The organism is Seohaeicola sp., assembly GCF_048006315.1.
Lineage (GTDB): Bacteria > Pseudomonadota > Alphaproteobacteria > Rhodobacterales > Rhodobacteraceae > Seohaeicola.
Genome location: NZ_CP180350.1, coordinates 3,858,674 through 3,877,782 on the forward strand (window position 1 = coordinate 3,858,674; position 19,109 = coordinate 3,877,782).

Consider the following 19,109-nt stretch of genomic DNA (forward strand, 5'->3'; position numbering starts at 1 on the left):
AGGAACGGATAGGGCATGACACGGGAACGGGACACGGAACTGGCGCGCAAGGGACGCATGGTCGCGATCGTGATCGCGGGCACAGGCGTGTTCTGGATCCTGGCAAACCTGCTGGGTGGTCAGTTCGGACTGACCAACCGCACCCGTGCCCTGTTCGATCTGATGGCCCTGGCGGGGTTCGTCTGGGCCCTGTGGATGATTTACCAAATCTGGCGGCTGCGCCAGAATGACAAGGGATAGGCGTGATGCTGAAGGATCAGGACCGCATTTTCACCAACCTCTACGGCATGCATGACCGCACGCTGAAAGGGGCGATGGCGCGTGGTCATTGGGATGGCACGGCGAACATCCTCAAGAACGGGCGCGACTGGATCATCGCGCAGATGAAGGCATCCGGGCTGCGCGGTCGTGGCGGCGCGGGTTTTCCCACCGGCCTCAAATGGTCGTTCATGCCCAAGGAAAGCGATGGCCGCCCGGCCTACCTGGTGGTGAACGCGGACGAATCCGAGCCGGGCACCTGCAAGGACCGTGAGATCATGCGCCATGATCCGCATACCCTGATCGAGGGTTGCCTGATCGCATCCTTCGCGATGAACGCGCATGCCTGCTACATCTACATTCGCGGCGAATACATCCGCGAAAAAGAGGCCCTGCAAGCCGCCATTGACGAAGCCTACGAGGCCGGTCTGGTCGGCAAGAATGCCTGCAAGTCGGGCTGGGATTTCGACATATACCTGCACCATGGTGCCGGCGCCTATATCTGCGGCGAGGAAACCGCCCTTCTGGAAAGCCTTGAGGGCAAGAAGGGGATGCCGCGCATGAAGCCGCCGTTCCCGGCGGGTGCGGGGCTTTACGGTTGCCCCACCACGGTGAACAACGTGGAATCCATCGCCGTGGTACCCACCATCCTGCGGCGTGGCCCGGAATGGTTCGCGGGCTTTGGCCGTCCGAACAACGCGGGCACCAAGCTGTTCGCGATCTCGGGCCATGTGAACAACCCCTGCGTGGTGGAAGAGGCGATGTCGATCACCTTCGAGGAGCTGATCGAGACCCATTGCGGCGGCATTCGCGGCGGCTGGGACAACCTCAAGGCGGTGATCCCCGGCGGATCCTCCGTGCCGATGATCCCCGGTGCCGCGATGCGCGAAGCGATCATGGATTTCGACTACCTGCGTGAACAGCGTTCGGGCCTTGGCACGGCGGCGGTGATCGTGATGGACAACTCGACCGACGTGATCAAGGCGATCTGGCGTCTGTCCAAGTTCTACAAGCACGAAAGCTGCGGCCAGTGCACGCCCTGCCGCGAAGGCACCGGCTGGATGATGCGCGTGATGGACCGTCTGGTGAAGGGCGAGGCGGAAGTCGAGGAAATCGACATGCTGCTTGACGTCACCAAGCAGGTCGAAGGTCACACGATCTGTGCGCTTGGCGATGCGGCGGCCTGGCCGATCCAGGGCCTGATCCGGCATTTCCGCGACGAGATCGAGGATCGCATCAAGCACAAGCGTACCGGTCGCGTCAGCGCCGTGGCGGCGGAGTGATGGCGATGCGGTTGTCCCTTCTGGCCCTCGGCGCGGCTGTGGCGCTGACGGGATGTTCGACCGTGTCGGGCATCTCGGACCGGCTGACCGGCCGGAACAAGCAGCTTTTTGACGGGCAGGTGTTCCGCGCCTCGGTGGCCTTTGACAAGGCGGCGCCGGCCGATTTCGTAGTGCGCGTGCAGCAACCCGGCAAATCGCTTGCCGGTGCGCGCGAGGCGGGCCGCTTCGAGGCGACGAAACATTGCATCACCTATTTCGGCAATTCCACGACGATCTGGCAGGTCGGACCCGACAGCCCGGATGCGGCGCTGGTGTTCGATGATGATGCGCTGGTCCTGACGGGGCGTTGCGCGGCATGAAGCCTTCTTGCGTCATATCGGGGCGTTGGGGGGGCTGTTATTGCATTGCAGCGCCGACAGGCCCGATCTCTGCCGGATCGGGTGGGGGCCATGTGCGGCCCGCCACCCTTCCGGCATGGAAGGAGATGTGACATGCAGATGACCCGTTTCGGCACCAAGACACTGACCGCAGGCGCCGTGGCGCTGGTTCTGGCGCTGCCCGCGATGGCGGCGGGCAAGCCCGACCTGCGCGATCTGCCCGAGATCGACGACAGCATGCTCTGGGTGGCGCTGGCCATCGAGATCAGCGACCGCTGCCCCTCGATCGAACCGCGCACCATGCGCGGGCTGAACTACCTCTGGAGCATCCGCAGCCGGGCGCAGGCGCTTGGCTATTCGACCTCCGAGATCAAGACCTACGTGGACAGCGATGCCGAAAAGGCGCGGATGCGCGCGCGCGGCGAAGCCTATGTCCGCGCCCAGGGTCTGAACCCGAGAAAAGACGCCGACCTGTGCAAGCTGGGTCAGGCGGAAATCGCGAAGGGCAGCCAGATCGGCGCCTTCCTGAGACTGAAGTGAGATCCTATGGCTGACCTACGCAAGATCATCATCGACGGGCAAGAAGTCGAAGTGGAGGGCGCGCTGACCCTGATCCAGGCCTGCGAACAGGCCGGGGTCGAAGTGCCGCGCTTCTGCTATCACGAGCGGCTGTCCATCGCGGGCAACTGCCGCATGTGTCTTGTCGAGGTCGTGGGCGGCCCGCCCAAGCCCGCCGCGTCCTGCGCGATGCAGGTGCGCGATCTGCGCCCCGGCCCGGAAGGCCAGCCGCCCGTGGTCAAGACCAACAGCCCGATGGTCAAGAAAGCGCGCGAAGGCGTGATGGAATTCCTGCTGATCAACCATCCGCTGGATTGCCCGATCTGCGATCAGGGTGGCGAATGCGACCTGCAGGATCAGGCGATGGCTTACGGCGTCGATTTCAGCCGTTACCGCGAACCCAAGCGCGCGGCCGAGGATCTGAACCTGGGCCCGCTTGTCGAAACCCATATGACGCGCTGCATTTCCTGCACGCGCTGCGTGCGCTTCACCACCGAGGTGGCGGGGATCACCCAGATGGGCCAGACCGGGCGCGGCGAGGATAGCGAGATCACCTCGTACCTGGGCGAGACGCTGGACAGCAACCTGCAGGGCAACATCATCGACCTGTGCCCGGTCGGCGCGCTGGTGTCCAAGCCCTATGCTTTCACCGCACGCCCCTGGGAGCTGACCAAGACGGAATCCATCGACGTGATGGATGCGCTGGGGTCCAACATCCGCGTGGATACCAAGGGGCGCGAAGTGATGCGTTTCCTGCCGCGCAACCATGACGGCGTGAACGAGGAATGGATTTCCGACAAGACACGCTTTGTCTGGGACGGGCTGCGCCGCCAGCGTCTGGACACGCCCTATATCCGCGAGAACGGCAAACTGCGCAAAGCGGGCTGGGACGAGGCGCTGCGCGCCGCGGCCGCCGCGATGAAGGGCAAGAAGCTGGCCGGTCTGGTCGGTGATCTGGTGCCGGTCGAGGCGGCCTTTGCCCTGAAAGCGCTGATCGAGGGGCAGGGCGGTCATGTGGAATGCCGCACCGACGGGGCGCGCCTGCCGGTGGACAACCGTTCCGCCTATGTGGGCAATGTCGCCATCGAGGATCTGGATACCGCAACCGATATCCTGATCGTGGGGTCGAACCCGCGCGATGAGGCGCCGGTGCTGAACGCGCGCATCCGAAAGGCCTGGACACGCGGGGCCAATGTGGCCGTGATCGGTCAGGCGGTCGATCTGACCTATCCCTATACGCATCTGGGCACGGACCGTGCCGCGCTGGCCGGGGTCAAGGTGCCCGAGGGTGCCATCGTGATCGTCGGCCAGGGCGCCCTGCGCGAGGCCGATGGTGAGGCTGTTCTGGCTGCCTGCATGGCGCTGTCGGGCCGGATGCTGGTGCTTCACACGGCGGCGGGCCGCGTTGGCGCGATGGATGTGGGGGCCGTGACGGCAGGCGGCATGCCCGCCGCCATCGACGGGGCCGAGGTGATCTACAACCTGGGCGCCGACGAGGTCGAAATCGCACCGGGCGCTTTCGTGATCTACCAGGGCAGCCACGGCGACCGTGGCGCGCACCGCGCCGACATCATCCTGCCGGGTGCCGCCTATACGGAAGAAAACGGGCTGTTCGTGAACACCGAAGGCCGGCCACAGCTGGCGCTGCGCGCGGGCTTTGCACCGGGCGAGGCCAAGGAAAACTGGGCGATCCTGCGGGCGTTGTCGGCGCAAATGGGCGCGACGCTGCCTTTCGACAGCCTGGCGCAGCTGCGCGGCGCAATCGTGGCCGCACATCCGCATCTCGGCGAGGTCGATGAACTGGCCGACAACGGCTGGACGCCTCTGGCGGCAGCGCCCCTCGGCAAGGCCGATTTCCGCAACGCGATTGCGGATTTCTACCTGACGAACCCGATCGCGCGGGCCAGCCAGCTGATGGCCGAACTCAGCGCTGGTGCAAAGGCGCGGCAGCAAAAGGCGATGGCGGCCGAGTGATGAAAGCGCCTGCGGTCATATCCCCGCTTGCGCTGATGGGCGCGGGCCTTCTGGCAGGCTGCACGGATGCAGCCCCTGAGGTCACGCGTTTCGCGCCCGTCTACGAGGGCGTGGAAACACGCCTGCTCGAGGGGGATCTGGTGCGGTTCCAGGTGGCGATGCGCGGTGCGCGCGACAATGACGATGTGGGCGCCTATGCCGAATGCGCGGCTGCGCAATATGCGCTGATCCGCGACTACGGATTTGCGCGGCATTTGCGAACGAATGTGACGGAACAGGGTGGCCTTTGGCGCGGGGATGCGGTTTACACCATCTCGGCTCAGCTGCCCCGCGGCATGCAGACCATCGACGCCGAAGTCGTTGTGGCGCATTGCGCGGAAAACGGAATACCGACGGTGTGAGGACCAATGGCTGACTTCTTTACAACCCCGCTTGGGATCGCAGTTCTTCTGGTGGCGCAATCGCTTGCGGTGGTGGCCTTCGTGATGATCAGCCTTCTGTTCCTGGTCTATGGCGACCGCAAGATCTGGGCCGCGGTCCAGATGCGGCGCGGGCCGAACGTGGTGGGGGTTTTCGGCCTGCTGCAGACGGTGGCCGATGCGCTGAAATACGTGGTGAAGGAAGTGGTCGTGCCGGCGGGTGCCGACAAGACCGTCTTCATGCTGGCGCCGCTGACCAGTTTCGTGCTGGCGATGATCGCCTGGGCGGTGATCCCCTTCAACGAAGGCTGGGTGCTGTCGGATATCAACGTGGCCATCCTTTATGTCTTCGCGGTCTCCTCGCTCGAGGTTTACGGCGTGATCATGGGGGGCTGGGCGTCGAACTCGAAATACCCGTTCCTCGGCTCGCTGCGTTCGGCCGCACAGATGATCTCGTACGAGGTGTCGATCGGCCTGATCATCATCGGGATCATCATCTCGACCGGATCGATGAACTTCAGCGACATCGTGCGCGCGCAGGATGGCGATTACGGCTTCTTCAGCTGGTACTGGCTGCCGCATTTCCCGATGGTGTTCCTGTTCTTCATCTCGGCGCTGGCGGAAACGAACCGTCCGCCCTTCGATCTGCCGGAAGCGGAATCCGAACTGGTGGCGGGCTACCAGGTCGAATATTCCTCGACCCCCTTCCTGCTGTTCATGGCGGGTGAATATATCGCCATCTTCCTGATGTGCGCACTGATGAGCCTGCTGTTCTTCGGTGGCTGGCTGTCGCCGATCCCCGGCCTGCCGGACGGGCCGCTGTGGATGGTCGGCAAGATGGCCTTCTTCTTCTTCATCTTCGCGATGGTGAAGGCGATCACGCCGCGCTACCGCTACGATCAGCTGATGCGGATCGGCTGGAAAGTGTTCCTGCCCATGTCCCTGGCCTGGGTGGTCATCGTGGCATTCCTTGCGAAATTCGAACTTTTCGGCGGGGCCTATGCCCGCTGGGCGATTGGGGGCTGACATGGCACAGATCGATTACGGACGCGCGGCGGGTTACTTCCTGCTGTCGGACTTCGCCAAAGGCTTCAAACTGGGGCTGAAGTATTTCTTCGCGCCCAAGGCGACGCTGAACTACCCGCATGAGAAGGGCCCGCTGTCCCCCCGTTTCCGGGGTGAACATGCGCTGCGCCGCTATCCCAACGGCGAAGAACGCTGCATCGCCTGCAAGCTCTGCGAGGCCGTGTGCCCCGCGCAGGCGATCACCATCGACGCCGAGCCGCGCGCCGACGGCAGCCGCCGCACCACGCGCTATGACATCGACATGACCAAATGCATCTACTGCGGTTTCTGCCAGGAAGCCTGCCCTGTGGATGCCATCGTCGAGGGGCCGAATTTCGAATTCGCCACCGAAACCCGCGAGGAGCTGTTCTACGACAAGGCCAAGCTTCTGGAGAACGGCGACCGCTGGGAGGCCGAGATTGCCCGCAACCTCGAACTGGATGCGCCCTACAGATGACCGATCCCAAAACCCCATTCGAGCTGATGATGGCCCAAGCCCAGGAAATGGTGAAAGCCATGAACCCGGCGCTGAGTTCCTTTGACCCCAAGGGGTTCGAGAAGATGTGGCCGACCATGCCCAAGGAAGCCATGGAAATGTGGTTCGGCAAGGGCATCAGCAAGGACGGGCTGGACGCCAAGACACGGCTGCTGCTCACGCTGGCCGGGCTGACCATGCAGGGCGCGCAAAGCGACACCGCCCTGCGTCAGACCGTGCGCCACGCGCTTGAGGCTGGCGCCACCAAGGATGAAATCGCCGAGACCATCGCCCAGATGTCGATGTTCGCCGGTATCCCCTCCATGACCCGCGCGATGGAATTGGCGCGGCAGGTCATGGACGAGACGGAGGATGACAAGTCATGACCATGATCGCCTTTGCCTTCTATCTTTTCGCGCTCTGCGCGCTGGCGGGGGGGCTGTTCACCGTGATCAGCCGCAACCCGGTGCATTCGGTGCTCTGGCTGATCCTGACCTTCCTGTCGGCGGCGGGTCTGTTCGTGCTGCTGGGTGCGGAATTCGTGGCGATGCTGCTGGTCATCGTCTACGTGGGCGCGGTCGCGGTTCTGTTCCTGTTCGTCGTGATGATGCTGGATGTGGATTTCGCCGAACTCAAGGCCGAGATGGCGCGCTACATGCCGCTGGCGCTGCTGATCGGCGTCGTGCTTCTGATGCAGCTGTCGCTGGCCTTCGGTGTCTGGCAGTCCTCGGACGGGGCGATGGCGGCGCGCGATGCGGTGATCCCCACGGATGTGACCAACACCGCCGCCCTGGGTCTGCTGCTCTATGACAAGTATTTCCTGCTGTTCCAGCTGTCGGGTCTGATCCTGCTGGTCGCCATGATCGGCGCGATCGTCCTGACCCTGCGCCATCGCAAGGACATCAAGCGCCAGGACGTTCTGGCGCAGATGTGGCGCGATCCGGCCAAGGCGATGGAACTGAAGGACGTGAAACCGGGGCAGGGCCTGTAAGGGCCTGACCCCTGCGCCCCCTGCGGGGGCAGGACACCACAACCCGGGCGCAAGGTCCGGGCACATGAAGAACCGAGGGACGACATGATTGGCTTGGAACATTACCTGACGGTGGCGGCGGCGCTGTTCGTCATAGGGATCTTTGGTCTCTTCCTGAACCGGAAGAACGTGATCATCCTGCTGATGTCGATCGAACTGATCCTGCTGTCGGTGAATATCAACCTTGTCGCCTTCTCGAGTTTCCTGGGCGATCTGGTCGGGCAGGTCTTCACCCTCTTCGTGCTGACGGTGGCCGCGGCCGAGGCGGCGATCGGACTTGCGATCCTTGTGTGTTTCTTCCGTAACCGCGGCACGATCGCGGTGGAAGATGCCAACGTGATGAAGGGCTGACACCATGGCAACGATCATCCTTTTCGCGCCCCTGATCGGGGCCCTGATCGCGGGTTTCGGCTGGCGCATCATCGGCGAGACGGCGGCCATGTGGGTCACCACGGGCCTGCTGTTCCTGGCGGCGATCCTGTCCTGGATCGTGTTCCTGACCTTCGACGGCGTGACCACGCAGATCGAGATCCTGCGCTGGGTCGAAAGCGGCAGCCTGAGCACCGACTGGGCGATCCGTCTGGACCGCCTGACCGCGATCATGCTGATCGTGATCACCACCGTGTCGGCCCTCGTGCACCTTTATTCCTTCGGCTACATGGATCACGATCCGCAGTGGAAGGACACGGAAAGCTACAAGCCGCGCTTCTTTGCCTACCTGTCCTTCTTCACCTTCGCCATGCTGATGCTGGTGACGGCGGACAACCTGCTGCAGATGTTCTTCGGCTGGGAAGGGGTGGGGGTCGCATCCTACCTGCTGATCGGGTTCTACTACCGCAAGCCTTCGGCCAATGCGGCCGCGATCAAGGCTTTCGTGGTCAACCGGGTGGGCGACTTCGGCTTTCTGCTGGGCATTTTCGCGCTGTTCTACCTGACGGATTCGATCCGCTTCGACGATATCTTCACCATGGGGCCGCAGCTGGCCGAGACGCAGCTGACCTTCCTGTGGACCGAATGGAACGCGGCCAACCTGATCGCCTTCCTGCTGTTCATCGGCGCGATGGGCAAATCGGCGCAGCTTTTCCTGCACACATGGCTGCCCGACGCGATGGAAGGCCCGACGCCCGTGTCGGCGCTGATCCACGCCGCAACCATGGTGACCGCAGGCGTCTTCCTGGTCTGCCGCATGTCGCCGATCATGGAATACGCGCCCGAGGCGATGATGTTCGTGACCTTCGTGGGCGCGACCACCGCCTTCTTCGCGGCGACCGTCGGCCTTGTGCAGAACGACATCAAGCGCGTGATCGCCTATTCGACCTGTTCGCAGCTGGGCTACATGTTCGTGGCGGCCGGCGTGGGCGTCTATTCGGTGGCGATGTTCCACCTCTTCACCCATGCCTTCTTCAAGGCGATGCTGTTCCTTGGCGCGGGTTCCGTGATCCATGCGATGCATCACGAGCAGGACATGCGCAACTACGGCGCGCTGCGCAAGAAGATCCCCTATACCTTCTGGGCGATGATGATCGGCACGCTGGCCATCACCGGCGTGGGCATTCCGATGACCTATATCGGCTTTGCGGGCTTCTTCTCGAAGGATGCGGTGGTCGAAAGCGCCTATGCGGCGACGGCGGGCGGTTATGCCTACTGGATGCTGGTCATCGCGGCGCTCTTCACCAGTTTCTACAGCTGGCGCCTGATGTTCCTGACCTTCTACGGCGAGGCGCGGGGCGACAAGCACACCCATGATCATGCCCATGAAAGCCCCAAGGTCATGCTGATCCCGCTGGGTGTACTGGCGCTGGGTGCGGTCTTCTCGGGCGTGGTGTGGTACAACAGCTTCTTCGGTCACACCGACACGGTGGGCAAGTTCTTCGGCGTGCCCTATGCCGAGGCGGGCGCCCATGGCGCGGACGCGGGCCATGGCGAGGCCAAGGCAGAGGATCACGCAGCCCCCAAGGACGACAGCCATGGCGCGGCCAAGGCCGAGGGCGCGCATCACTATGTCTTCACCGGCGCGCCGGGCGAGGGGGCCATTCACCAGGCCCCCGGCAACACCGTGCTGAACGATGCGCATGAGGTGCCGAAATGGGTCAAGTTCAGCCCCTTCGTGGTCATGATCATCGGCTTCCTGACGGCCTTCTGGTTCTACATCGTGAACCCCGAACTGCCGCGCAAGCTGGCCGAGGTGCAGCGCCCGCTTTACCTGTTCCTGCTGAACAAGTGGTATTTCGATGAAATCTACGACGCGATCTTCGTGCGCCCCGCGCGGGTCATCGGGGCCTTCTTCTGGAAGCGCGGCGATGGCGATCTGATCGACGGCTCGATCAACGGCATGGCGATGGGCGTGATCCCGATGTTGACCCGTTTCGCAGGCCGCGCCCAGTCGGGATACATCTTCACCTATGCCTTTGCGATGGTGGTCGGGATCGTGGTCCTGATCACATGGATGACGCTCACCGGAGGGGCGGAATAATGGATAACCTTCTTTCCATCGTCACCTTCATTCCGGCGCTGGCGGCCCTGATCCTGATCGTGTTCCTGCGCGGCGCGGACGAGGCGGCCAATCGCAATGCCAAATGGCTGGCGCTGATCGCGACATCCGTCACCTTCCTTGTGTCGCTGTTCATCCTGTTCCAGTTCGACCCCGCCAACACCGGCTTTCAGTTCGTGGAAGAACGGACCTGGATCATGGGGCTGACCTACAAGATGGGCGTCGACGGGATCAGCATCCTGTTCGTGATGCTGACCACCTTCATGATGCCGCTGGTGATCGCCGCCTCCTGGGATGTGAACACCCGCGTCAAGGAATACATGGTCGCCTTCCTGCTGCTGGAAACGCTGATGCTGGGCGTGTTCATGGCGCTGGACCTGGTGCTGTTCTACCTCTTCTTCGAGGCGGGCCTGATCCCGATGTTCCTGATCATCGGCATCTGGGGCGGCAAGGCGCGGATCTATGCCAGCTTCAAGTTCTTCCTCTATACCTTCCTTGGCTCGGTCTTGATGCTGGTGGCGATGGTGGCGATGTATTCGGATGCCGGCACCACCGACATTCCGTCGCTGATGCGCCATACCTTCGGGTCGGAAAGCTTCAACATCCTGGGCATCCATGTGGTGGGTGGCCTGCAGACGCTGCTGTTCCTGGCCTTCTTTGCCAGCTTTGCCGTCAAGATGCCGATGTGGCCCGTCCATACCTGGCTGCCCGACGCACACGTTCAGGCCCCGACGGCGGGTTCGGTGGTTCTGGCGGCGATCCTTCTGAAGATGGGCGGCTACGGCTTTTTGCGCTTCAGCCTGCCGATGTTCCCTGTGGGGTCCGAGGTGATGACGCCGCTGGTCCTGTGGATGTCGGCCATCGCCATCGTCTACACCTCCCTGGTCGCGCTGGTGCAGGAGGACATGAAGAAGCTGATCGCCTATTCCTCCGTGGCGCACATGGGTTACGTGACCATGGGCATCTTTGCCGCGAACCAGCAGGGGATCGACGGCGCGATCTTCCAGATGATCAGCCACGGCTTCATCTCGGGGGCGCTGTTCCTCTGCGTGGGCGTGATCTATGACCGCATGCACACCCGCGACATCGACGCCTATGGCGGCCTCGTGAACCGGATGCCCGCCTATGCGCTGATCTTCATGTTCTTCACCATGGCCAACGTCGGCCTGCCGGGCACCTCGGGTTTCGTGGGTGAATTCCTGACGTTGGTCGGCATCTTCCAGGTCAACACCTGGGTGGCGCTGGTGGCCTGTTCGGGCGTGATCCTGTCGGCGGCCTATGCGCTGTGGCTTTATCGCCGCGTGGTGCTGGGCGACCTGATCAAGGAAAGCCTGCGCACGATCAGCGACATGACCCGCCGCGAAAAGGCGATCTTTGCGCCGCTGGTGGTGATGACCCTGCTCTTGGGCGTCTATCCGTCGCTTGTGACCGATATCATCGGCCCCTCGGTCGAGGCGCTGATTGCCGAATATGACCTTGCCCGTGTCGAGGGGACCACCCTTCGCATGCTGGCCCAGAACTGAACGGAGCGCTGAGAGATGATCCAGGCTGATCTGACCATTATCCTGCCGGAAATCCTGCTGTCGCTCTATGCGATGGCGGCGCTTCTCTTCGGGGTTTACACCGGCAAGGACAAGGTGGCCCCGCTGCTGACATGGACGACCGCCGGCGCCTTCGTGCTGGTGGCGGCATGGATCGGGCTGAACGGCGAGGGGACCAACGTGGCCTTCGGCGGCATGTTCCACGATGACGCCTTTGCCCGTTTCGCCAAGGTCACCATCCTGCTGTCCGCCGCCGCCGTGCTGCTGATGAGCCAGGACTACATGGAGCGGCGCGGTCTGCTGCGGTTCGAATATCCCGTTCTGGTCACGCTGAGTGTCGTGGGCATGATGGTGATGGTCAGCGCGGGCGACCTGATGGCGCTTTACATGGGCCTCGAGTTGCAGTCGCTGGCGCTTTACGTGATCGCCTCGCTGCGCCGTGACAGCCTGAAATCGACCGAGGCGGGTCTGAAGTATTTCATCCTTGGCGCGCTGTCCTCGGGGCTGCTGCTTTATGGTGCGTCGCTGGTCTATGGCTATGCGGGCACGACGCTGTTTTCCGGCATCATCGCCGCGGCGGGCGAGGGGCAGATGTCGCTTGGCCTGCTGTTCGGCCTTGTCTTCGTGATGTCGGGCCTTGCCTTCAAGGTCTCGGCCGTGCCCTTCCACATGTGGACGCCGGACGTCTATGAAGGCTCGCCCACGCCGGTCACCGCCTTCTTCGCGACAGCCCCCAAGATGGCCGCGATGGCCCTTTTTGCCCGCGTGCTGCATGATGCCTTCGGCGGGGCCACCGCCGATTGGCAGCAGATCCTGGCGCTTCTGTCGGTGCTGTCGATGTTCCTGGGCGCGATTGCCGCGATCGGGCAGCGCAACATCAAGCGCCTGATGGCATTCTCGTCGATTGCGCATATGGGCTATGCCCTGATGGGCCTTGCGGCAGGCACCGTGTTCGGCGTGCAGGCGATGCTGGTCTACATGGCGATCTACGTGACGATGAACGTGGGCACCTTCGCCTTCATCCTGTCGATGGAAAAGGACGGCCAGCCCGTCACCGATATCGCCGCGCTGAACATGTATGCCAAGCGCGAGCCGGGCCGGGCGCTGGCCATGCTGATCCTGCTGTTCAGCCTTGCGGGCGTGCCGCCGCTGGTCGGCTTCTTCGGCAAGTTCTACGTGCTGCGCGCCGCCTATGACGCGGGCCTGGCCTGGCTGGCGATTGCCGGTGTGATCGCCTCGGTGATCGGGGCCTTCTATTACCTGCGGATCGTCTTCTACATGTATTTCGGCGATGAGGGCGAGGAACTGGACGGCGGCAAATCCCCGGTGCTCTGGGCCTTCCTGATGGCTTCGGCGGCGGCGATGCTGTTCGGTGTGGTCAACCTGTTCGGGATCGAAGGCGCGGCGGCCGCCGCTGCGGCCACGCTTGTCAACTGACGCGCAGTCTGCGGGCTGGCCGGATGGCACGGCCCGCATCGTGCTGGCTGAGGTTGACAGCACCCTGAACGAGGCCGCGCGGCGTTTTGCCGACCTGCGCGGTCCCACATGGATCCTGGCGCTGCACCAGACCGCCGCGCGCGGGCGCAGGGGGCGCGAATGGCGCCATCCTGCGGGCAATTTCGCAGCAACCCTTGTCCTGCCGGGGCCTATCGCGCCCGCAACCGCGGCGCTGCGGTCCTTCGTGGCCTCGTTGGCGCTGCATGACGCCTGCGCCGCCGTTACGGGGCGTGCGGGCCAGTTCGCGCTGAAATGGCCCAATGACGTGCTTCTGAACGGGGGCAAGGTGGCGGGGATCCTGCTGGAAACCATCGGGCCGCGCGGCGATGCGTTGTCGATCGGGATCGGCGTGAACCTGGCGCAGGCGCCGGGGGCCGACCAGGTCGAGGCCGGGGCGGTGCGCCCCGTGTCGCTGCTGTCGGAAATCGGCGCATCCGTCACCCCCGCAGAGTTCCTGGATGTTCTCGCCCCGGCCTATGCCCGTCATGAGGCGCAGATGGCCACTTATGGCTTTGCGCCCATCCGCACCGCCTGGCTGGACCGTGCCGCACGCCTTGGCGAGGTGATCACGGCGCGCCTTCCCGGCGAAGAGGTGACCGGCCGGTTCGACGCGGTGGACGAGCAGGGGCAACTTGTCCTATCAACGCCGCAAGGCCCGCGCCGCATTGCTGCGGCCGACGTATTCTTCTGAGGATTGCAGACATGCTTCTGGCCATCGACTGTGGCAACACCAATACCGTTTTCTCGATCTGGGATGGTGAGCGGTTCCTCTGCACGCTGCGCACCTCGACCGAGCATCAGCGGACGGCGGATCAGTATTACGTCTGGCTGAGTGCGCTGCTGAACCATCACAAGATCCCGATGGACATCAACGCGGTCATCATCTCGTCCACGGTGCCGCGCGTGGTGTTCAACCTGCGGGTTCTGGCGGATCGCTATTTCAACTGCCGCCCGCTGGTGGTGGGTAAACCGGAATGCATGTTGCCACGCGCGCCGCGGGTGGATCAGGGGACAACCGTGGGGCCGGACCGTCTGGTCAATTCGGCAGGGGCCTATGACAGGCACGGCGGCAACCTGATCGTGGTCGATTTCGGCACCGCGACGACCTTCGACGTGGTCGATGATGACGGGGCCTATGTGGGGGGCGTGATCGCGCCCGGCGTGAACCTCAGCCTCGAGGCGTTGCACATGGCTGCCGCAGCCCTGCCGCATGTGGACATCACCAAGCCGCAGGGCGTGATCGGCACCAATACCGTGGCCTGCATGCAGGCCGGGATTTTCTGGGGCTATGTCGGCCTGGTCAAGGAAATCTGCACAAGGATCAAGGCGGAACGCGACCGCGACATGCGCGTGATCGGCACAGGGGGGCTGGCCGCGTTGTTCGGCGCCTCGGAAGTGCTTTTTGACAGGATCGAAGACGACCTGACCATTCATGGCCTCACGGTCATTCACAAATATAACAAGGACCAAGGCAACATATGAGCAGCAAGCGATTGATCTATCTCCCCCTCGGCGGCGCCGGGGAAATCGGGATGAACTGCTATGTCTACGGATACGGGGCGCCCGATGACGAACGGCTGATCGTCGTCGACGTCGGGGTGGCCTTTCCCGATATGGACGGCACGCCGGGTGTGGACCTGATCCTGCCCGATATCGCATGGCTGGAAGAGCGCAAGACCCGGATCGAGGCGGTGTTCATCACCCATGCCCACGAGGATCACGTCGGCGCCATCGGCCACCTGTTCGAGCGGCTGGGCGAGCCGAAGGTCTATGCCCGCGCCTTCACCTCGAATATCGCGCGGGGCAAGCTGGCCGAATACGGCTATTCCGACAAGGTGGTCAAAACAGTGTCGAAATGGCCCGAAACCGTGACGGCAGGACCGTTCACCGTGGGTTTCCTGCCGATGTCCCACTCGATCCCCGAAACCTCGGCGCTGGTGATCGACACGCCCGAAGGCCGCGTGATCCATACCGGCGATTTCAAGCTGGACCGCACACCGCTTGTGGGCGAGCCCTTTGACCCCGACCTCTGGGCCGAGGTGTCGGCCGGTGGGGTCAAGGCGTTGATCTGCGACAGCACCAACGTGTTCAACCAGCATGAAGGCCGGTCCGAGGCCACGCTGGGCCCTGCGATCACCGATCTGATCGCGGCGCAGAAGGGCATGGTGGTGGCCACGACCTTTGCCAGCAACGTGGCGCGGGTCAAGACACTGGCCGAGGCGGGCGTGGCGGCGGGCCGATCCATCTGCCTGATGGGGCGCGCCATGCGCCGGATGATCGAAGCCTCGGTGGAAACCGGGGTTCTGTCCTCCTTCCCCAAGGTGGTCAGCCCCGAGGACGCCATGGCGATGCCGCGCGACAATGTCATGCTGATCGTCACCGGCAGCCAGGGCGAACGCCGCGCCGCCAGCGCGCAGCTGGCCAATGGCAAGTACCAGGGTGTCGTGCTGAAGGAAGGGGACATGTTCCTGTTCTCGTCCAAGACGATTCCGGGCAATGAAAAGGGCGTCATCCGCATCATCAACCAGTTCAGCGAAATGGGCGTGGACGTGGTGGATGACAGCAACGGCAAGTATCACGTCTCGGGCCATGCCAACCGGCCGGACATCGAATTCATCCAGAAACTGGTCAAGCCGCAGATCGTGGTCCCGATGCATGGCGAACACCGCCACCTGCGCGAGATGGTCAAGATCGCAAAGGGCAACCGCTTTCAGTCGATCCTGGCCTCGAACGGGATGATCGTGAACCTTGGCGGCAATGAACCCGCCGTGGCCGGATATGTGGAAACGGGCCGCACCTATCTGGACGGTTCCGCGCAGGTGGGCGCGCTGGATGGTGTGGTGCGCGACCGTATCCGCATGGCGCTGAACGGGCATGTCACCGTGACCCTGATCCTTGATGACGAGAACGAGCCCCTGGGCGAGCCTTGGTGCGAGATCATGGGTCTGGCCCAGACCGGGCGGTCGCGCGCGCCCCTGGTCGAGGTGCTGGAGGCGGATCTGGACCAGTTCATTAACCGCGCCTCCGAGGCGACGCTGGCCGATGACGACAAGCTGGAACAGCAGCTGAAGAAGATCGTCCGCCAGACAGCACTGGACGAGATCGGCAAGAAGCCCGAGGTGACGGTGGTCATCAGCCGCCTGAGCGCCTGACAAACCTTTCGCCCGCGTTCACCCTGTGACGCGGGCGAAGACCTGCCTGAAAAACGCCTCGCGCTCGGCCTGCATCATCGCCTGCACCGGATACAGCCGCCCCGGCAGCAGCAGTGATGCAAAGCCCTGCCGTTCCGGGTTCGGATCTCGGGCGCAGGTTTTGCCATGGCGATCATGGGCTTGCCGGTCTTTCCCCCATTTGGGCCAGATCGCCAAAGAAAAACCCGCACCGTTGGATCGGTGCGGGTCTTTCTTGTCTCGATCTGGCGGATTGATCAGCCGGTGCGCCGCTCGTCAAAGCTCAGCGCGATGAAGCTGGGCAGGTGATCGCCCATGCCCACAACCTTGGGACCATTGTCGCGACCGGAATCGCGCCCCTGACCACCACGCGACCGGTCGCGCCGCTCGTCCGAGCGTCCTTCAGCGCCACGATCCTCGCGCGGTTTGTTGTCGCGCGCGCGCTCCTCGCGGGGCTTTGCGTCGCGCGGACGGTCTTCGCGCGGTTTGTCTTCACGCGGACGGTCATCACGCGGACGGTCATCACGGGGCCGTTCGTCGCGGGGCCGGTCTTCACGCGGCTTGTCCTCGCGGGGGGCGTCGGCCTTCGCCTCTTCCGGCTTGTCCTTGGGGGCCGGCTTGTCGCCCGAACGACCGCGCCCGCCGCGCGAGCGGCTGCGCGAGGACGATTGCCGCGTTTCGCCTTCGGCCTCGTCTTCGCTGTCGGGCAGGATCACGCCTTGCAGCGGATTATCCAGGCGCGGGATCTCGGTCTGGATCAGGCGTTCGACATCGGCGAAATTCTTGTCGTCGCGCCCGGTGCAGATCATGATCGCGGTGCCGGTGCGCCCGGCGCGCCCGGTGCGCCCGATGCGGTGCACATAGTCTTCGGCATGGCTGGGCACGTCGAAGTTGAACACATGGCTCACGTTCGGAATGTCCAGGCCACGCGCCGCCACGTCCGAGGCGACCAGAAAGCGCAGCGTGCCGTCACGGAAGCCATCCAGCGTGCGCATACGCTGCGACTGTTCCAGATCGCCATGGATCGGGGCCGCGTCATAGCCGTATTTCTTCAGCGATTTCGCGACGATATCCACATCGGTCTTGCGGTTGCAGAAGATGATCGCGTTCTTGCACTTCTCGCCTTCGGCATCGATCAGCGTGCGCAGAAGCTGGCGCTTTTCGCTGGCTTCCTTGTCCTTGCGGCTGGCCTTGAACATGACCACGCCCTGCGTGATCGTGGTCGAGGCGCTGGCCTGGCGCGCCACTTCGATCCGCTCGGGGGCGGACAGGAAGGTATTGGTGATCCGCTCGATCTCGGGCGCCATGGTGGCGCTGAAGAACAGGGTCTGGCGGGTGAAGGGGGTCAGGCTGAAAATCCGCTCGATATCGGGGATGAAGCCCATGTCCAGCATCCGGTCGGCCTCATCGACGACCATGATCTGCACACCCGTCAGCAGCAGCTTGCCACGCTCGAAATGATCCAGCAGGCGGCCCGGCGTCGCGATCAGCACGTCCACACCACGGTCGATCAGCTGTTCCTGTTCCTTGAAGGACACGCCACCGATCAGCAGCGCCTTGGTCAGCTTGTGATACTTGGTGTAGGTATCGAAGTTCTCGGCCACCTGGGCGGCCAGTTCGCGCGTGGGGCACAGCACCAGGCTGCGCGGCATCCGCGCGCGCGCGCGGCCCTTGGCCAGCAGCGTGATCATCGGCAGCGTGAAGCTGGCGGTCTTGCCGGTGCCGGTCTGGGCGATGCCCAGAACGTCGCGGCCTTCCAGGGCGGGCGGAATGGCGCCGGCCTGAATGGGGGTAGGGGTTTCATACCCCGCGTCCTCAATCGCCTTGAGGACCTTGGGGTCGAGTTTGAGATCAGAGAATTTTGTCATGTGTATCCGTTGATAACGGACACGTCACGGCCCGTTGCGTCTGATGGGGGTCGGGCCCCTCTGGCCCCGTGGTTATCCACATATGCGATCCCCGCGCAGGCCATAGCGCAAAGCGCACCTGCGGTCAATGAGAGCAGGGATCGCACCCTTTGGCATGCCCCTGTCAGCCCTGCGGGAAATGACGGCTCATCGCGCCGGGCAGATCCAGAAGGGGGCGGCGCAGCAGGCCCTGTGCCTCAAGCGCCGCCAGATGCGCCGGTGTGGCGCTGCAGACCCTGTCGTAGAAGCGGCGCAGGCCGGCCTCGCCCTCGGTCGCATGCAGGTGGCCGAACAGCTCGTGCAGGGTCAGACCACCCTGATCAGCGGGGCGGTTGGGCTTGAGTTCGGAGCGGTAGCTGCCCTTGTCCAGCCGGTAATGGAAGGCGGCGATGAAATCTTCCCATGTCTTTGCGTGACAATGCAGCAGCGTGGTGTCGGCCAGTTCCCGCTGGCCGGGATTCTGCACCTCGGCCACGGTGATGTTGTGGATGTTCACCTTCAGGTCGAGAATGCCCGTGCGATAGATCATCTTGCCGGCCACATGGCTCAGGAAGCCGCCGTTCAGATGGGCGCCGTAGTCCGGATACAGCGCCTCGGTCTGCCGGTTGCGGGTGGCGCGGTCCAGCGCAAAGGCCTTTGCGAAAAGGGGCTGACCCGGTTCATGCGGGGCCAGCGCCTCGACCGGGCGGATGCGCCCGCACAGGCAATCCTGCGGCAGCTCGGCCAGTTGTGCGCCCAGCGGGCGGGTGGGCTGCAGGAATTCATCCACGTCGATATGGGCCAGCCAATCCAGATCAGAGGCGCGGCCATAGGCGTGGCGGGCGTTCTCGAACTGGCGCGACTGGTGCTTGGCCCGCCGCTTCATGCCCAGCGATTGCCAGTAGGCGTCATCGGTCAGCAGGGGCCTGATCCTGGGATGGGCCTTGAGGATGCGGAATGCCGCCTGATTGTCATCGTCGAGATAGAGAAACAGGCGATGGGCCCCCAGATCAAGGTGATGCGCCGCGAAGGCAAGGATCGCCTCTACCGGGGCCTTGATGGTTGACACGATCCCCCATCGGGGC

At 63.8% G+C, this 19,109-nt stretch carries 20 protein-coding genes; 17 read left to right on the top strand and 3 right to left on the bottom strand.

Annotation, left to right across the window (positions count from 1 at the left end; translation table 11 throughout):
• The first annotated feature begins 15 nt into the window (after positions 1-15).
• The 17 genes from ACMUJL_RS19050 to ACMUJL_RS19130 all read left to right on the top strand — a co-directional run bounded on the left by ACMUJL_RS19050 (position 16) and on the right by ACMUJL_RS19130 (position 16,120).
• Complete coding sequence (locus ACMUJL_RS19050) at positions 16-240, top strand: DUF5337 domain-containing protein (RefSeq protein WP_375571689.1); 225 nt, start codon at positions 16-18, stop codon at positions 238-240.
• Positions 241-245: 5 nt separating this feature from the next.
• On the top strand, positions 246-1,541 hold the full coding sequence (gene nuoF, locus ACMUJL_RS19055) for an NADH-quinone oxidoreductase subunit NuoF (protein WP_375571687.1): 1,296 nt from the start codon (positions 246-248) through the stop codon (positions 1,539-1,541).
• Between the two features lie 5 nt (positions 1,542-1,546).
• Positions 1,547-1,900 (top strand): hypothetical protein, encoded by a 354-nt coding sequence (locus ACMUJL_RS19060; protein ID WP_138176589.1) that lies wholly within the window; start codon positions 1,547-1,549, stop codon positions 1,898-1,900.
• A 132-nt stretch (positions 1,901-2,032) separates the two neighbouring features.
• Positions 2,033-2,458, top strand: coding sequence for a DUF5333 domain-containing protein (locus tag ACMUJL_RS19065; protein WP_375571685.1), 426 nt, complete (start codon positions 2,033-2,035; stop codon positions 2,456-2,458).
• 6 nt (positions 2,459-2,464) lie between these two features.
• Positions 2,465-4,450, top strand: coding sequence for an NADH-quinone oxidoreductase subunit NuoG (gene nuoG / locus ACMUJL_RS19070; RefSeq protein WP_416914399.1), 1,986 nt, complete (start codon positions 2,465-2,467; stop codon positions 4,448-4,450).
• Positions 4,450-4,851 carry a hypothetical protein gene (locus tag ACMUJL_RS19075; protein ID WP_375571681.1) on the top strand — a complete coding sequence of 134 codons (402 nt, stop codon included), beginning with the start codon at positions 4,450-4,452 and terminating at the stop codon, positions 4,849-4,851. The genes nuoG and ACMUJL_RS19075 overlap by 1 nt, the downstream gene beginning before the upstream one ends.
• Before the next feature lie 6 nt (positions 4,852-4,857).
• On the top strand, positions 4,858-5,895 hold the full coding sequence (nuoH, locus tag ACMUJL_RS19080) for an NADH-quinone oxidoreductase subunit NuoH (RefSeq protein ID WP_068286618.1): 1,038 nt from the start codon (positions 4,858-4,860) through the stop codon (positions 5,893-5,895).
• A 1-nt stretch (position 5,896) separates the two neighbouring features.
• On the top strand, positions 5,897-6,391 hold the full coding sequence (gene nuoI, locus ACMUJL_RS19085; protein ID WP_068286623.1) for an NADH-quinone oxidoreductase subunit NuoI: 495 nt from the start codon (positions 5,897-5,899) through the stop codon (positions 6,389-6,391).
• A complete protein-coding gene (locus ACMUJL_RS19090) occupies positions 6,388-6,795 on the top strand; it encodes a carboxymuconolactone decarboxylase family protein (protein ID WP_068286626.1) in 408 nt (135 codons plus the stop codon). Before nuoI ends, ACMUJL_RS19090 begins: the two co-directional genes overlap by 4 nt.
• Positions 6,796-6,797: 2 nt before the next feature.
• On the top strand, positions 6,798-7,400 hold the full coding sequence (locus ACMUJL_RS19095) for an NADH-quinone oxidoreductase subunit J (RefSeq protein ID WP_375573831.1): 603 nt from the start codon (positions 6,798-6,800) through the stop codon (positions 7,398-7,400).
• Between the two features lie 84 nt (positions 7,401-7,484).
• On the top strand, positions 7,485-7,790 hold the full coding sequence (gene nuoK / locus ACMUJL_RS19100) for an NADH-quinone oxidoreductase subunit NuoK (RefSeq protein WP_274558757.1): 306 nt from the start codon (positions 7,485-7,487) through the stop codon (positions 7,788-7,790).
• Positions 7,791-7,794: 4 nt separating this feature from the next.
• Positions 7,795-9,912, top strand: a complete 2,118-nt coding sequence (gene nuoL, locus ACMUJL_RS19105; RefSeq protein ID WP_375571677.1) for an NADH-quinone oxidoreductase subunit L — start codon at positions 7,795-7,797, stop codon at positions 9,910-9,912.
• Positions 9,912-11,453: an NADH-quinone oxidoreductase subunit M gene (locus ACMUJL_RS19110; RefSeq protein WP_375571675.1), complete on the top strand. Its 1,542-nt coding sequence runs from the start codon at positions 9,912-9,914 to the stop codon at positions 11,451-11,453. The genes nuoL and ACMUJL_RS19110 overlap by 1 nt, the downstream gene beginning before the upstream one ends.
• Positions 11,454-11,468: 15 nt before the next feature.
• Positions 11,469-12,908 (top strand): NADH-quinone oxidoreductase subunit NuoN, encoded by a 1,440-nt coding sequence (gene nuoN, locus ACMUJL_RS19115; protein WP_375571673.1) that lies wholly within the window; start codon positions 11,469-11,471, stop codon positions 12,906-12,908.
• Positions 12,909-12,948: 40 nt separating this feature from the next.
• On the top strand, positions 12,949-13,659 hold the full coding sequence (locus ACMUJL_RS19120; RefSeq protein WP_375571671.1) for a biotin--[acetyl-CoA-carboxylase] ligase: 711 nt from the start codon (positions 12,949-12,951) through the stop codon (positions 13,657-13,659).
• Between the two features lie 11 nt (positions 13,660-13,670).
• Positions 13,671-14,450, top strand: a complete 780-nt coding sequence (locus tag ACMUJL_RS19125; protein ID WP_375571669.1) for a type III pantothenate kinase — start codon at positions 13,671-13,673, stop codon at positions 14,448-14,450.
• Positions 14,447-16,120 (top strand): ribonuclease J, encoded by a 1,674-nt coding sequence (locus ACMUJL_RS19130; RefSeq protein WP_375571667.1) that lies wholly within the window; start codon positions 14,447-14,449, stop codon positions 16,118-16,120. Before ACMUJL_RS19125 ends, ACMUJL_RS19130 begins: the two co-directional genes overlap by 4 nt.
• 18 nt (positions 16,121-16,138) lie before the next feature.
• Here the strand turns inward: ACMUJL_RS19130 and ACMUJL_RS19135 are convergent, their stop codons facing one another.
• The 3 genes from ACMUJL_RS19135 to ACMUJL_RS19145 all read right to left on the bottom strand — a co-directional run bounded on the left by ACMUJL_RS19135 (position 16,139) and on the right by ACMUJL_RS19145 (position 19,093).
• Positions 16,139-16,336, bottom strand: a complete 198-nt coding sequence (locus tag ACMUJL_RS19135; RefSeq protein ID WP_375571665.1) for a hypothetical protein — start codon at positions 16,334-16,336, stop codon at positions 16,139-16,141.
• A gap of 59 nt (positions 16,337-16,395) precedes the next feature.
• Positions 16,396-18,006 (bottom strand): DEAD/DEAH box helicase, encoded by a 1,611-nt coding sequence (locus tag ACMUJL_RS19140; protein ID WP_375571663.1) that lies wholly within the window; start codon positions 18,004-18,006, stop codon positions 16,396-16,398.
• A gap of 163 nt (positions 18,007-18,169) precedes the next feature.
• Entirely contained in the window at positions 18,170-19,093 is a 924-nt protein-coding gene (locus tag ACMUJL_RS19145) for a glycosyltransferase family 2 protein (RefSeq protein ID WP_375571661.1), read from the bottom strand.
• Between the last annotated feature and the right edge of the window lie 16 nt (positions 19,094-19,109).